The organism is Providencia sp. PROV150, from assembly GCF_028481025.1.
GTDB classification, from domain to species: Bacteria; Pseudomonadota; Gammaproteobacteria; order Enterobacterales; family Enterobacteriaceae; genus Providencia; species Providencia hangzhouensis.
The window spans coordinates 86,808-100,411 of sequence record NZ_JAMPPJ010000027.1 but is presented as its reverse complement, the minus strand read 5'-3'; the positions used below and the strand labels follow the sequence as shown (position 1 = coordinate 100,411).

The window sequence follows — 13,604 nt, the reverse complement described above, 5'->3', positions numbered from 1 at the left end:
AACTATGTTCGAACAACGCGTAAATTCTGACGTACTAACCGTTGCTACTGTAAATTCACAAGATCAAGTAACTCAAAAACCGTTACGTGACTCAGTTAAGCAAGCACTGAAGAACTATTTTGCTCAATTAAATAATCAAGATGTTAATGATTTATATGAGCTGGTATTGGCTGAAGTAGAACAGCCTTTGTTGGACATGGTTATGCAATATACCCGTGGAAACCAGACCCGTGCAGCCCTGATGATGGGTATCAACCGCGGCACTCTGCGTAAGAAACTGAAAAAATACGGCATGAACTAATCCTAGTCGGTTAATGCAGTGTTTTTGTGAGCCCTCACTGTTATGCAGTGAGGGCTTTTTATTTGCAAAAAATAATGTGCTAGACCGTTTGTGTGGATAAATTAAACTGCTGAACCGCTTGTTGTAATTCTTGCGTTTGCCCCGCTAATGAACTAGCTGCAGTTGCCACTTGTTCAACTAAAGAGGCATTTTGCTGTGTAACGCCGTCCATCTGTGTAATCGCGACTCCAACTTGGGCTATTCCTTTGCTCTGCTCTTCTGAAGCCACGGTGATTTGCTCCATAATTGCTGTTACCTCATTAATTCCCTGTAAGATATTCTCCATCGTTTTTCCCATTTCATTCACCAAACCCGTTCCTTTCTGAACGCAAGCTCCTGAATCGGCAATTAGTCGTTCAATTTCCATCGCGGCTTCCGCACTGTGGCTCGCTAACTTGCGCACTTCCGCAGCGACTACCATAAAACCGCGTCCATGCACACCAGCACGAGCCGCTTCGATAGACGCATTGAGCGCTAAGATATTCGTTTGAAAACTAATATCGTTAATCATGTTGATAATATCTGCTATTTTTTGTGAGCTTTGGGAGATTTCAGTCATGGTCACGACAACAGAATCAACAATGCTATTCCCTTTATTAGCGACCACGAACGCTTCGCCTACTAATTGATTAGCTTGGTGTGTGTTTTCCATATTCAGTTGAACTGCAGCGGTAATTTCCTCCATACTCGCAGCCGTCTCTTCTAAAGCGGCGGCCTGCTCTTCTGTTCGAGATGAAAGATCGCTATTACCGTTTGAAATCTCACTTGCCCCCAGATAAATATTTTCACTTCCTTGTCGGATTGTATTGACCGATTCACTTAAATCTTTTCTCATCCCTTCAAGTATTGGAAATAATTTTCCTACACAGCTGTTTCCGAATGGCTGTACAGGATGGCTTAAATCCCCTTTCGCAATTTGAGTAAAATGTTGCCTCAGTAGCCCTAATGGTTTTTGCATCATCTCTGCCATATAGCGATCCGTAAAAATGAGCATGAAGATCCCTAATATTGCAGTGACGATCATGACCACTTGTGTAATATCTATCACGCTATCAACATTCTGCCGAGTATGGCTGATCAATTCATCAGCCGTCTGATTAAATTGCTGAATTGAAGCGCCAAAAGCTCGGCTTAATGCAGGTGTTACATTATGGGCATGCGCTAAATATTTGTCCGAATCGTTGTCCATACTCAATGCGAGTTGAGGCGTGACGCCATCATCTAGCAGTGATTGCCAATTATTGATCACCAAATCTGATACTTCAGGATCCATCGGTCCAGGAGAAATCGACTTCATTTGCTCTAAATATTTCCCCATATTGGACATCGCTTCTTTTACAGGGGCATAATCCACATCTTTCCCTTGGTTTTTACTTTCCATGACTCGAGTTAGTCGTGTGACAAAACGAAAATACTGATCATTTCCTTGACTAAGGACGGTCATTTGTTGCACCAATTGCCTATCAATATCATTTCCATCAGCAATGCGTGATAATGACCAACCACTGTATACATTCGTTCCCCCCAAGATCAGACACAAAATACTTAATAATACGAAGACCACAGTGCGAATTGAGTAATTTCGAAGTTTCTGCATAGAATTTCTCTTTTGGTGGGATAATCTGACAATATTTAACTTTATCGGCGCTATAGAAAAATATTTTAATCCCTAGATTTGATTAATCAGCACTCGATATAGGTAAAAATACTTACATTTCAAGAGGGTTACTATTTGATTTTGGGAATCAGAGAAAATTAAAAATTTGAAATTAATTTGAGTAATTTGAAGTAGATCGCTAAATGAGAGCATCCAACCTGAGTAAATGTCCCCCTATCTCTATTTTCACACCTAACCTCGCGTAAAAGTTACTATCCACTCAGTAAGATATACCGCCTAAGTCAACAATTTATTTCCACTTAAATCAAATAATTAGCCATATTATAAATTGTTTTAAATTAATTGATCTTGAAATCAATAACAATATAATAAGATTGATTATCATTTGCATTATCATTACAAAAGGCAAGTCTACTCCAATGAAAAACATTTCCTCCGTTGGAAACAATATGGTTAAATTTAAGCCAAATTTTATTTGTTTCATTATTTTATCAACACTTTCTTTTACGACTCATGCAACCAATAAAGAACTTGAATCACCACAGCTTCAAGAAGCTGCTGATGCAATTGAGCTACAAGATAGCTATGCACGACCTGACTATGTTGAAATTGAACGTTTACGAGATACCAAGCAAATTATTGTTATTTCAAAAGAAGATATTCAAGGTAAAGGAAACCGCACAATCTCTGATGTGCTTAAATCTGTTCCTGGTATTAGTGTCGATACCTCTGGGCAGGGCAACATAGACTTGCGGGGGCAAGGAGCTGAAACCTCACAACGTAACCTACAAGTGTTACTTGATGGGGCTCCAATTACCACATTAGCAAATCACCCTTATACCACTAACTACGATATTATTCCCGTTGAACAACTTGAGCGTATTGAAATCATTCCCGGTGGCGGAAGCGTTATTTACGGCTCAGGGACTGCAGGTGGAGTCATTAATATAACGTCAAACCTGAGAAGTATGGCTAATCCCAAAACAAGTGTTTTATCTGAATGGAACTCAGAAGGATATCGCTTAAATGCTAATTTGGGAGCTCGGGTGAGTGATACCTTTTCAATTTTAGGTACTGCCAGTAAACTAAACCGTGATCTTTACTATAAAGATACCTACCGTAATTCAGAATATTATTCACTAGGCGGTAGATGGGATCTGACTCCAGATCAAAGCCTCATGTTGAGAGGAAGTCATCTCACTGAAAGTTCTCAGTACGTAAAAACGCTCACATCACGTAATATCAAAAAGTATGGTAAAGACTACGTTCCACCAGACAAAACCGTCACTGTCGGTATTGATGAGAATGGTAAACTAATTAAAAAAACGATCAGTGGTTATTTGATCGGTGACCGCGAAGTCGATAGCTATAATTTAAGTTACCAAAATGCATTTACGGAAAAACTCAATTTTGCTACAGATGTTTTCTACACTGATGGTTTTTATACTAATAATGCCAACTGGGAACAAAAAGTTAATCAAAAAAGCCACGGAACAAAAATCAAATTAGATATCGGCTATCTCGATGATAGCAATCTACTTTTTGGCGTAGATTATGCCAAACAAAAGGCTTCTATTCATTATATTGGGAGCTATAAAAAAGATAGTAAAGGCCGATATTATGGGGTTCCTCATAATTTTGATTATGATAAAACAACAAAGGCAATTTATGCTCTTAACAGTCTTAAATCAGATCAATTTGTATTTACCCAAGGGTTGAGACGTGAATTGTCGGAATGGTCATTTGATAAAAGTGGCACAGTAAATGGGTCTGGCACTTCAGACCGTTGGAATACGGCAGCTGAACTTTCTCTTGCTTACCTTTATCGCGATACTGGCCGAATTTATGGGCGATATGAACGAGGCTACACCCTTCCCGATGGCTTGCAAATCAGCGACCAATCTGTCGTTAATGGTGAGAAAATTTATACTCCGACTAAGGCCGAAGATGAGAAATATGACTTATTTGAGATCGGTTTAAGAGATAAATTAGCATTTAGTACTGTCAATATCACATTCTGGACATCTAATACGAATAACCAGCTAAATCGTATTTATCTCACTAGTGTCAATGATGCGAAGACAATGAATTTGTTGAAAACTCGCCGTTGGGGAGCCGATGTTGACTTCCAACAAACGCTCGGTAATTTCACCTTCCAAGAATCATATTCATGGCTCAGAGGACGTTCTGATTATAACAATCATGGCCGCCAATTTTTGGAAGAAAACGGCAAAAATACCATTGATTACACGAAAAGTGGTTTAACTAAAGTGCCAGAGCACTCCGTTAAACTAAAAGTAAAATACGATTTTACCGATGATTTATCGGGAGACATTCAGTATACCTATTATGGTTCGTACAATAATTTCCTTTCTGATGCCAATAAAGAAGAAGATGGCGTAGTTAAATCACGTGAACTCATTGACCTCAGTGTTCGTTACGCGCCGATTGAACACATCGAATTATATGGCGGGGTCACTAACTTAATGAACAAAACTTACTACGACTATGTTACCGCAGGTTATGGCTCTTTAATTCCTGGAAATGAGCGCTCATTTTTTGCAGGCATTAAAGCTACCTATTAATTAAAACAGGAAATGTTTCAGTGACTATTCGTTATAAACTTGCTTTAGCACTGTCACTCGTTATCCATATTATTGCCATTATGTTTATCGCCCTACAAACAGGTAGGGCGATACCTATAGTCGAGGGTATGGAAACGATAACTCTATCTCTAGGGGGACAAATGGGCTCCTCAGGGGGCACAGGAGAGCAGAGCAATAAAAAACAAGTGCAATCACATGAAGTTATATCAGAATCCCCTTCAAAGGCTGAAGCTGCTTCCCAACAGAAGCAGATGAGCAAGTCTCAACCTAATGAAAGTAAAATACCTTCAAAAACTCAACTTAAAAATTCATTGATTCCTGTGAATATTCCCGTTGATAACACGGTTGAATCGCCTTTACTCACACAAAAAACAAAAGAAAAAACAAAACCGGAAATCAGTCAGTCCGTACAAGGGAAAAAGCCAAAAGAACAAAGTAAGCTACTGAACAATAACACTAAAAATAACACAGAAAATCAACTTATTGCCAATAAGATAAGCCATGAAACGCAGCAAGGCTCACAAGAAGCAGCTAAAGAAATACCACTCCATTCAACTGCTGAAAATCAATCTTCCACAAGCCCATCAGCTTCAGAAAGTAGTCAAAGTGGTAAAGGGAATAATAGATTATCTGGTAATAGCCAATTTGCTGCTAATGGTGATGGCAGCTATACCGCACTCGGTTCGAGTGGTATTTCCTATACAATTTTACAGGATGCGGCTCCCAGGTATCCGAAAGAGGCTCGTTCCTTAGGCTATACAAAAGTTGTTAAAGTGCAAATTCGGTTATTAGTTGGATTAGATGGTCAAATTGAATCCGTTGAAATACTAAATAACAAAATTCCTGATTTAGGTTTTAGAGAAGAAGCGGTTAAAGCAATTAAAAAAATGGCCTTTAAACCCATTATTTATCAAGGTCAAAATATTAAAATGTACTTTAAAAAGACCGTTATATTTCAATATTAGCCTACAATCCGCCATATCGTTGGATAGAAAAAAGGTACAGCGAACCCTCACTGTACCTTTGCAGTTATTTTACAGCTTGTATTTTGAAAAATTAACGGTATATCGGTAACAAATTAAACTGCGCTAACAATTGGCAAATAATGCCGACTACTCCAAAGGCGATAACGGCATAGATTAACCCTTTTCCGCCCCACACTTTGAATCTCGAATCAGGAAAACGCTCTCTTACCTTTAATGCCATAACTGCAGGGCAAATAATCGCCCAGATACATGCCGCCATACCTGCATAAGCTATTGCGATCAAAAAACCATTTGGGAATAACATGCAAAGAATAAGAGGAGGCAAGAAACATAATAATGCAGATTTCATTCTACCTGATGGGTTATCTTTAAAATTTAGCGAAGCAAGAATGTAATCAAATAACCCAATTGCGACACCTAAGAATGAACAGAATACAGCACTAATAGAAAACCACAGTAAGAATGTCGCAATATTTTTGCTATTCAGCACTGCATATAATGATTCAATAAATGCGTCTAAATTACCGCCTTTATTAATAATTGTTAAAAACTCTGCCCGTGGTAGATTTCCCATTGTCCCCATGATCCAGAGAAAATAGAGCACCAATGCCAATACACAACCGATAACACAACTTTTAACGACCTTTCTTTCATTCTCATGATACAGCTTATACAAGCTACAAACATTCCCATGATAACCAAAAGAAGTAATTGCATAAGGAATAATAATAAAAACAAAAGGTAATAACGCTGTTTGTCCTCCTTCAACGGGGGAAGTTAATAGTAAATCTGTTTTTACGATAAAAAATAAACCGGAGAAAGCTAAAATAAACAGAATTATTTTAATGAATAAAAATAATGATGTTAGACGACTTGCCCCTACACCACTCCACCAGATGCTCGCACCTAGAATTAATGTAAAAATAATAAATATTAATCTTAAATTAATATTGTATCCGTAAATGGCGGCAGCTTCTTTAATAACTGAACCTGCTGCTGATATATAGGCATAAATTAGTATGTAGAGTACAAATATTAATGCCATATTTGCAATATAGCATGCCCATCTGGGTAATAATTCTTTAGAGATAAAAAAGTAATTCGTTCCTGCTCCATATTTCGATATACATTCTAAAATATAAATCCCTGAATGAAACATAAAAAAGCAAACAACTAACAAGATAACTACAGAGTTAATAAACCAAGCTCCAGCCATAATAGTAGGCAAGCTAAACATCCCCGCCCCAATCATGGCACCGCCTAGCACAAAACCCCCTACCATTATGGAGGGTTCTTTTTTGGCTGCCGAATTATTCATGGTGTTTACCTTAAGAATAAGGATGAGGTTCCCGCATTGCACGGGAACCATACGAGCGACCTATTATTTAATTGGTTTTAATCTAGCAGTAAAGTGTCTTAATACTGGCGGTTCATATTCAAAATCCAGCCCTTTGAGGGTTGCAAATTTATCTTTTAAACCAATCAGAGCATCTGCAATGTAATCCATATGGTCATTGGTATAAACACGTCTTGCAATGGTTAACCGCATAAACTCCATATCTGCGTGTTTTTGCTTACCAGTTTCAGGATCACGCCCTAATAAAAATGAACCAATTTCAACCGCACGGACACCTGATTCTAAATAAAGTGCGTTAATCACCGCTTGCGCAGGGAACTGATCACCAGGAATATGAGGAACCAGCTTTTTACAATCGACAAATACGGCATGTCCCCCTGTAGGATATTGAATTGAAATTCCACCTTCACGTAAGCGGTCACCTAAATATTTAACTTGGCCAATACGATAATGCAGATATTCTTCACCAGCCCCTTCTTCAAGACCCTGTACCATTGCGGCCATATCACGACCCGCTAAGCCACCATAGGTCACGAAACCCTCCATTGGAACACAGCGTTGTCTTGCCAGTGTGAAGATTTTTTCGTCATTTTTAATACAAACCAACCCACCAATATTTAATAACGGGTCTTTTTTCGCTGACATCGTTAATGCATCAGCATATTTATACATATCAAGAATAATTTCTTTAATAGTCGAGTTTTTATATTTAGGGTCGCGCTCTTTAATAAAATACGCATTTTCACAGAAACGTGCAGAATCCATGACAACAAAGATATTATGCTGTTTAGCTATTTCATAAACTTCTTTCAAATTCGCCATTGATACTGGCTGACCGCCTGCACTATTACAAGTTACAGTAGATACAATTGCGACTACGTTTTCTGCACCATGCTCAGCAATATTATCTTTTAATTTTTGGATATCAAAATTGCCTTTCCAGTCATCGTAAGTATCCGAGTCATAGGCTTTTTCGGTAACAATATTAATTGCTTTACAACCGTTTAATTCAACATGAGCTGCTGTTGTATCAAAGTGGAAATTAGAAATAAAGACCGGTTTTTTAGCTCCACCTTGTTCCTGTTTTACTTTTAATAAAACAGGGAATAACATATTTTCAGCACCACGACCTTGGTGAGCAGGAATGACATAATCATAGTCAAACATCTCTTTCACTTTATCTTTTAAATCATAATAGTTACGAGATCCTGCATATGCCTCATCACCGGTGATCATTGCTGCCCATTGGTGGTCACTCATCGCATTGGTGCCTGAGTCAGTTAATAAATCAATATAAACTGCACTACTTGGTAATAAGAATGGGTTATATCCCGCTTCTTTTAACGCCGCTTCACGTTCTTCTCTTGATGGAATACGGATATTTTCTACCATTTTAATACGGAATGGTTCTACAATTCTTTTAGCCATGATAATACCTTTAATTTTTCATTAAATAATAAATATTAGAGATCTAACCTATAGTTAAATAAGTTAAAAAATTTTAAGAAAGGAAAAGAGAAAGGTTATTTGTTTGGAAAGAAGAAGGCTAAAGAAATATCAATATTGAACCATTTCTTCATATAGAAGAAATACCTTGATATAAGTGATTCGTTTAACAAGAACATACTATGACTCCTATCAACGAGGAATTAGTACAACCGACTATTATTATATATATAACAGTTGGGTTACCAAAGTAATCGCTATTGTCATAATATTGTACCTATATCACACTATTAGTGAGATAGACTAGAACAACTTGATTCAAGTCACAGTATTAACCCATATATTAAATAAGAGTTTAATATTATTATTTTTAGTTTAATCATCCCAATTAAAAAACGTATAAACAATGTAACACGATAATTAAATAAGTTAATTTCACTTAAATAATATTTAACTTAAATAAAATGGGCAAAATATTTTATTCTATTTTGCCCATTATTCAATAATTAATAATTACTGAGCATCTTTACCATATTTAGGCGATCTAGGCCCATATAAGATACCATTAGGCTTACCTGCAGATAATAACCTGACACTTGTTATACCTGCAATTGCATAGCTTTTATCTGTCATTGTATCTACGATTTGGTTAACAACAGCAGATACTAACGCCCCAATAATACCATTTGACGAGGAATTATTTTCAGCACTAGATGCAGTCGCTGAGCCACTCCATAATAACGTTCCTGTTCTAGCGTCAACCAATTTCGCATCCGCAGTGACACGAGTATCACTAGAAATAACCTGATAACTTGTACCGTATTCAGTGATATTCAAGTAAAGTACGGCATCATTACCAAAAATTTCGCGCAATTTTGCAGGTGGAACAGCTTGAATGTCACCTGCATTTGTCATCCCATTTTGCTTAAATGTTTCCTCAACAACAGCAACAGGGAAAACATAGTAGCCAGCCTCAGCTAAAGGAAGAGTCGCTTGTGATAATAAACCATGACTTGCTTGTACTTCTGGTGAACTGTTTTGTGGTAATAGCACCAGAATACTTTTAGGCTTACTTTGATTAAATGCCGTGTAATCAACTTTAGTTGGCTGAGCACATCCCGTTAATAACCATGTCATCACCAATCCGCAGACTATAAGTAAATGTTTCATTTTACTTTTCCTTTATTTTTCATGAGAAAATCCATGTAAGCCGCAGATTCTGGATACAATGCTTTTTCCGCAGTAAATTCTTGCATTGCAAGATCAACCGCTCCAGTTGTTGAATACAATAACCCTAAATGCGCATGCAACCCTGGCGGAGTTGCTAAACCTTTTGCTTTGCTCATTTCCAAATTCTTTTTCAAAGCTTGAATTTGTTCTTGAGGGCCAGTTTCTGTTTGTTGGTAATATTGGTAGACCGTTGTTTGATAACCATCCCAGTTATATAGTGGTTTGGGTTCATTAGCGCAGCCATTTAATAAAATTACGCCGGCTACCATAGCCAATAATTTAATTTTCATCGTATTTCCTTATTTAGCTGGCTGCCATGCACCACTTTCTATACCAGAAACTAAGTTATTTACCGCTTCCCTAATTGCTAAATCTAATACTTTACCATTCAATGTTGAGTCATAACTGGCAGTGCCACCAAAACCAATCACTTCTCTATTTGATAATTCATATTCACCAGCACCTTGTGAAGAAAAGACCACTTCAGATGTTTGAACATTAACAACGTTTAAATTGACTTTGGCATACGCTACTTGTGATTTACCACGACCTAAAATACCGAATAACTGGCGATCCCCAACTTCTTTTCGTCCAAATTCAGTAACATCACCAGTAATTACATAAGTTGCACCTTTTAACTGTTGCGACTGACCTTTAATACTAGCTTCTTCTTTAAGTTCTTGCATATTTGCACGGTCTAATACATTAAAACGACCCGTTTGCTGTAAATGTGTCATCAGAATGGTTTTAGATTGATTACCTAAACGATCAACCCCATCAGAGAAAATGCCATTCATATAACTAGAACGATTATCAAATTTCCCTATTGATATTGGGCTTTTTGGACCTGAATATTGAGTATTATATGTCGCAACTTTTTCTACGGCTAAAGAACGAGATGATTCTTTAGCACAGCCACTTAATAATGCACTTGCAATAAGAATAGATGCAATGCTGATTTTGGATATATTCATTTAGCTATCTCAATTAAAATAAAATTAGAATTAGAATTAATTTTTGCATTGCTATTTTGCATTAAATGAAAAGTAGGGTCTAGTCAATCTTACTTATTTTTTATCTGACATTTAGTTTGTTTTTTAATGACTGCAATACTCATAAAGTAACCAAGGTTTACTAATATTTAATCAAATGGTTGATTAAATATTAATACATCTATAAAGAATAATTAGCTAGTAATCTTTAATGATGATATTGAATATCATCATCTATAGTTAATACTATATATTATTAACTACATTTCTTTTATTTTTATTATATATTTCTAATTATACAACTTACTTCCATATAATGAGTTAAAATCGTTTAATTTTTATCTATTTTTAGTCTATCATTAAAACGTACTCTTCCTCTCCTTAAACTGCAAACTATACCTATTTTAGTATTAGCTTAACCTTTAAATAACAATAACAAAAAAGATAGGGAAAACCCTATCCTTATTGAATGAGAACACACTAAATCATCTTTACGCATCAATGCAATGATTGATAAGAAACTTGTGCTCCTTTAGTCAGCGCACTTTCATTTGAATAAGTACTTTCTATTTCAATCAAGGATTGGTCCGCCATATTGTATATTTTGTTATACAAAGGAAATTCAGGACGATAACTGATCTCTTTTGTTACAAAATCCATCATTAGATATTGTTGTGAACCTCTAATTGAATTCGAAACAATCAACCCTTGATTTCCAACGTTTAAGCTATTCAAGTGGTTATAACCGCTTTCTGCGATTACTTCAAAATGACCATTTGTATGAAATTGCATCAAAGAAAACAAACGACGTGAAGGCTCTTGAGCAACCACAAAAATATCGCCTTTAAGATTTTGTGCAGCTTCATTAATTCTAACAGGCAACCATTTGCTACTAATAACCTGCTTAGTCGGGATATCCATGATAACTTCTAATGAGCCCATTTGATTACCATAGCTGTACCACATTACGATTTTATCTCGATATGTTGCATAGGAAAAATTTGAATTACCTTCAATTTCTTCAGGGAATAATGATTTAGCTAAATCACGAACATTCATAAAATGTTCCCATGTCATTCCTTTATCAGCGCTGATAAAAATATTTTCATTATCCGCAACAACATAGAAAGGAGAGCTTTTAGATAAGTAGATTTTTCCCATAATCAACGTTGAAAATAGCTTGCCAGTTTTTTTACTCCAAGGTGTAAATTCACTCACTGAAAAATCAGTTAAGTTAATTTTTTGATAGCCATCACTGAACATCATTAAACATTGTTTTCTTTCACAGACTGCATTATAAAAACTTTGATCGCTATAAGTAATAAAATGCACGCCATTATTATCTGCAAATAAAATCTGGTTATCATATTCACTTGAAGGCATATAAGTATTATAAGAAGAGTAATAATAATTAGAACGGCCACTTTTTTTAGCTACAATTAACATCCCATTTTCAGCTGGAAATGTCGTTGTAAAATCATAGCTTCCAATTGGAGAGCTATTTTCATTATGGTTTTGCCATTGCCAATCTTCCGTGCTACCTCGAGTAAAAATAAAGAAAGTGAAAAATAAACAGAGCACAAAGATAAAAGTTACAATAAGAAACCGCTTACTGAGAAATGGGTTCATGAACGCACCTCCGTCACATAATCTGTTTTACCGTGCTGCCGACGAAGTTGTTTTAATAAATATTGAGATTGATAGTAAGCATTACCACGTTTTGATACTTTAAAATAAATCGCCACACATAAAGCAATAAGGAAACTTATTCCTAATAAAATGGTTCCAGAAAAACTGATATACATGACACCAGTATCAATAATGTTCATCCAGTCCCAATGATCCCAATAACCGCCTTTTTCAAAGGTTTCACTAATAGATAATCCACCTACAACTAGAATGAAAATAGCCAAAATGCAACAAATGAAACCCCATAAACCAGTATAAAACCCTCTTTCTTGTGGTGCTCCTTTGCCAATCAGGCTGTAGGCAAGCCCATCCTGATGGTTATAAATACCAAAAATCACCTGTTCTTTTGAATGCGCTTGGATATTTTTATGAAAAACTTCAAGTTCATCACCTTGAGCAATAAATAGATTATGGTTGTTGAATAAGGGTTCATTTGCTGACACTAGAACATCCATATGACTTTTATTTATCTGTAAACCGATATGATTGAGTTTTTGCTCTGCATCCCCTCTCGCAACAGTTAAGCTAAGGGTTGATGTAATATTAACCTTCCCACGGGTGACGAGTAATGACGCTTTATCACGATAGTTATCTACTGATTTACGTAATTTATTGGCTTTATTTTTTGAGCTTTTAATTCCTAAAATTTCAATTTGTTGCCCTTGTTCACTCTTTTGATATTGCCCATCAATAACTAAATCCAACGCTTTTAAAATTGATTTTCGTTTTGGACTTAAAATATGTTTAGTTTCGGCCAGTGCAAGAGCAAACAAAACTATTCCACCAAAGGCAGCACAACCTAAAAGTGAGACTAAGATAATCATTAAGAAGCTATCATCTGCATTAATAAAACAGTAATACACTGCAGGTATCAGGGCCATTAAGGCTAACGAAATTAAATACTGTTTTCCTAGTGAGCGATTAAAACTAATGGTTCTATCTGGCTCAAGTCGACCATGCTTTTCATGGTAAACCCACTCAGCCCAATAACTGCCATCATTCATCTCTTCTGCACAAATAACCAAGGTATCGCCTTGTTGTAAGCGTTCTAAAAAAATTTCACTATTTGAAAAATCACCTTGATTAAAGAAAAATACTTTTTGGGAGGCAATCAATCTTACCATTCCCATTGGGCTGACATTTTGATAGTCACATTGAGTAAGACTGACATGGAAATATTGAACTCGCATGAATAAATGCCTATTTCGCTAAGTAAATTTAACATTATGATAATAAATAAAGGTATATAGCCCTAGTAAAACTTACCTTATAATTAAATAATTCAGATAAGGACGAGCACCTTAAACAGCTATTTAACTCAGGTTAATCATTAGAAATAG

11 protein-coding genes are annotated in these 13,604 nt (G+C 36.2%); 3 read left to right on the top strand and 8 right to left on the bottom strand.

All coding sequences use genetic code 11. The features are described from left to right. Positions 1 to 4: 4 nt before the first annotated feature. The gene (gene fis, locus PSE83_RS17235; RefSeq protein ID WP_004258438.1) at positions 5 to 301 is read left to right on the top strand and encodes a DNA-binding transcriptional regulator Fis; all 297 of its coding nucleotides are present in this window, start codon (positions 5 to 7) and stop codon (positions 299 to 301) included. 79 nt (positions 302 to 380) lie between these two features. Here fis and PSE83_RS17230 read toward each other — a convergent pair whose 3' ends face one another. Further along, positions 381 to 1,937 carry a methyl-accepting chemotaxis protein gene (locus tag PSE83_RS17230; RefSeq protein WP_004258440.1) on the bottom strand — a complete coding sequence of 519 codons (1,557 nt, stop codon included), beginning with the start codon at positions 1,935 to 1,937 and terminating at the stop codon, positions 381 to 383. Between the two features lie 470 nt (positions 1,938 to 2,407). On the opposite strand from PSE83_RS17230, the gene PSE83_RS17225 reads away from it, so the two are divergent. Both PSE83_RS17225 and PSE83_RS17220 read left to right on the top strand, forming a co-directional pair. Beyond that, positions 2,408 to 4,543, top strand: coding sequence for a TonB-dependent receptor (locus PSE83_RS17225; protein WP_198524589.1), 2,136 nt, complete (start codon positions 2,408 to 2,410; stop codon positions 4,541 to 4,543). 20 nt (positions 4,544 to 4,563) lie between these two features. Further along, complete coding sequence (locus PSE83_RS17220; protein WP_004258445.1) at positions 4,564 to 5,529, top strand: energy transducer TonB; 966 nt, start codon at positions 4,564 to 4,566, stop codon at positions 5,527 to 5,529. Positions 5,530 to 5,620: 91 nt separating this feature from the next. On the opposite strand, the gene PSE83_RS17215 is transcribed toward PSE83_RS17220, so the two are convergent. The 7 genes from PSE83_RS17215 to PSE83_RS17185 form a co-directional block, all read right to left on the bottom strand. After that, complete coding sequence (locus tag PSE83_RS17215) at positions 5,621 to 6,868, bottom strand: aromatic amino acid transporter (RefSeq protein WP_036958033.1); 1,248 nt, start codon at positions 6,866 to 6,868, stop codon at positions 5,621 to 5,623. Between the two features lie 63 nt (positions 6,869 to 6,931). Beyond that, positions 6,932 to 8,335, bottom strand: a complete 1,404-nt coding sequence (locus PSE83_RS17210; protein ID WP_004908186.1) for a tryptophanase — start codon at positions 8,333 to 8,335, stop codon at positions 6,932 to 6,934. 531 nt (positions 8,336 to 8,866) lie between these two features. Next, on the bottom strand, positions 8,867 to 9,523 hold the full coding sequence (locus tag PSE83_RS17205; RefSeq protein WP_094961484.1) for a DUF799 domain-containing protein: 657 nt from the start codon (positions 9,521 to 9,523) through the stop codon (positions 8,867 to 8,869). Then, on the bottom strand, positions 9,520 to 9,873 hold the full coding sequence (locus tag PSE83_RS17200; protein ID WP_094961483.1) for a DUF4810 domain-containing protein: 354 nt from the start codon (positions 9,871 to 9,873) through the stop codon (positions 9,520 to 9,522). Before PSE83_RS17200 ends, PSE83_RS17205 begins: the two co-directional genes overlap by 4 nt. Before the next feature lie 9 nt (positions 9,874 to 9,882). Further along, positions 9,883 to 10,557, bottom strand: a complete 675-nt coding sequence (locus PSE83_RS17195) for a CsgG/HfaB family protein (RefSeq protein ID WP_164565530.1) — start codon at positions 10,555 to 10,557, stop codon at positions 9,883 to 9,885. A gap of 516 nt (positions 10,558 to 11,073) precedes the next feature. Then, complete coding sequence (locus PSE83_RS17190) at positions 11,074 to 12,204, bottom strand: hypothetical protein (protein WP_164565531.1); 1,131 nt, start codon at positions 12,202 to 12,204, stop codon at positions 11,074 to 11,076. Beyond that, on the bottom strand, positions 12,201 to 13,454 hold the full coding sequence (locus PSE83_RS17185) for a hypothetical protein (protein WP_036958034.1): 1,254 nt from the start codon (positions 13,452 to 13,454) through the stop codon (positions 12,201 to 12,203). Before PSE83_RS17185 ends, PSE83_RS17190 begins: the two co-directional genes overlap by 4 nt. Between the last annotated feature and the right edge of the window lie 150 nt (positions 13,455 to 13,604).

Bases quoted from the DNA above. Each gene is read 5' to 3' on its own strand.
- fis (WP_004258438.1), top strand. From the start codon at position 5: ATGTTCGAACAACGCGTAAATTCTGACGTACTAACCGTTGCTACTGTA.
- PSE83_RS17230 (WP_004258440.1), bottom strand. From the start codon at position 1,937: ATGCAGAAACTTCGAAATTACTCAATTCGCACTGTGGTCTTCGTATTA.
- PSE83_RS17225 (WP_198524589.1), top strand. From the start codon at position 2,408: ATGGTTAAATTTAAGCCAAATTTTATTTGTTTCATTATTTTATCAACA.
- PSE83_RS17215 (WP_036958033.1), bottom strand. From the start codon at position 6,868: ATGAATAATTCGGCAGCCAAAAAAGAACCCTCCATAATGGTAGGGGGT.
- PSE83_RS17210 (WP_004908186.1), bottom strand. From the start codon at position 8,335: ATGGCTAAAAGAATTGTAGAACCATTCCGTATTAAAATGGTAGAAAAT.
- PSE83_RS17205 (WP_094961484.1), bottom strand. From the start codon at position 9,523: ATGAAACATTTACTTATAGTCTGCGGATTGGTGATGACATGGTTATTA.
- PSE83_RS17200 (WP_094961483.1), bottom strand. From the start codon at position 9,873: ATGAAAATTAAATTATTGGCTATGGTAGCCGGCGTAATTTTATTAAAT.
- PSE83_RS17195 (WP_164565530.1), bottom strand. From the start codon at position 10,557: ATGAATATATCCAAAATCAGCATTGCATCTATTCTTATTGCAAGTGCA.
- PSE83_RS17190 (WP_164565531.1), bottom strand. From the start codon at position 12,204: ATGAACCCATTTCTCAGTAAGCGGTTTCTTATTGTAACTTTTATCTTT.
- PSE83_RS17185 (WP_036958034.1), bottom strand. From the start codon at position 13,454: ATGCGAGTTCAATATTTCCATGTCAGTCTTACTCAATGTGACTATCAA.